We start from the raw sequence: 1,499 nt of genomic DNA on the forward strand, positions 1-1,499 counted from the left end.
GGTCGGCGACATCACCTCATGGGAGAGCCACAGAGGATCGGGCAGGGTGCAGGTCGAGCTGTCGGCGGGTGACCACTCAGATATCACCGACTTTGTTTGAAGTCTTCATGTAGACGGTGGCCCCGCCGGCTGCTGGGTCTGCAGCCAGCTGGTGAGGTGTCGCGCCGCGAGCGCTATCCATGAGGGTGCTGCGCAGGCCCTGTGCTCGAACATCGGTCACATCACTCGAGGAGGGCCTGTTGCGCATCACCTGCGGGATCGACTGGTCGGAGCGACACCATGACATCGCGTTGATCAACGCCGACGCTGCGATCGTGACCAGAGCCAGGATCGGTGACGACCTGGCCGGCTTTCGGCGGCTGACCGAACTACTCGCCGAGCACGCTGGGCCCGACGGGCCCACCTCCATCGAGATCGCCATCGAAACAGACAAGGGTCTGCTGGTCGCGGCCCTGGTGGCGGCCGGGTTCACCCTGTTTGCGATCAACCCCAGGGCGGTGGCCCGGTATCGGGAACGGCACGGGCAGGCCGGCGGTAAGTCCGACCCTGGCGACGCCGCGGTCCTGGCCGACATCTTGCGCACCGACCGTCATCGGCATCGGCCGTTGCCCGCCGACACTAATCTCGCCCGAGGGGTGAAGGCGGTCGCTCGCCAGCATCAGGAAGCCATCTGGGCGCGGCAGCAGACGGTGAATCGGTTGCGCTCGCTGCTGCGCGAGTTCTACCCGGCCGCGCTGGCGGCGTTTCCGATCCTGACCCAGCGTGCGGCGTTGACGGTGCTGCGGGCCGCGCCCACGCCGCAAGCCGCGGCGAGGTTAACACCCAGCCGGATGGAGACGCTTTTGCGCAAGGCCGGGCGGCGTATCGATCCAGCACTGCCGGAGCGTCTGTCGACTCAACTGCGCCAAGAGCAGCTGCGCCAGCCCGCCGAAGTGGAGCAGGCCTTCGGGGTTGCCGCCGCCGGCCTCATCGACGTCATCGTCGCCATGACCGGCGCCATTGACACGCTGCAAGAGCAGCTCACCGGCCTGTTCACCCGCCACGACCAGGCGCAGATCGTCACCAGCATGCCAGGCCTGGGCACTGTGCTCGGTGCGCGAGTCCTGGGCGAACTCGGTGATGACCGCAGCCGCTTCACCGACATCGCCGGACTGCGCGGCTTCGCGGGCACCGCTCCCATCACCCGCGCATCAGGCAAGATGAAGATCGTCTCAGCCCGGTATATCCGCAACAAGCGCCTGGCCGACGCCTGCCACTGGTGGGCCTTCGCCGCGATCACTAAATCGGCCGGCGCCCGAGTTCACTACGACCAGCGGCGAGCCGCCGGAGACACCCACAACGGCGCCCTGCGCAACCTGGCCAACAAGCTGCTGGCCAAGCTCTGGCACTGCCTGCACAACGGCGTGCTCTACGACGAAGCCACCGCCTGGCCCACCCCTAAGGAAAAGATTGAATCAGCCGCCGCTTGACACCTCACCCACGTGAGGTGTCTACATCCC

General features: G+C 66.9%; 1 protein-coding gene. It reads left to right on the forward strand.

The genetic code is table 11. The annotated features are described in order from the left end of the window. The first annotated feature begins 239 nt into the window (after positions 1-239). Entirely contained in the window at positions 240-1,469 is a 1,230-nt protein-coding gene (locus ABZU75_RS46420; protein WP_355569989.1) for an IS110 family transposase, read from the forward strand. Positions 1,470-1,499: the final 30 nt, after the last annotated feature.

The organism is Streptosporangium sp. NPDC005286, from assembly GCF_040607515.1.
In the GTDB taxonomy this organism is placed as follows: domain Bacteria; phylum Actinomycetota; class Actinomycetes; order Streptosporangiales; family Streptosporangiaceae; genus Streptosporangium.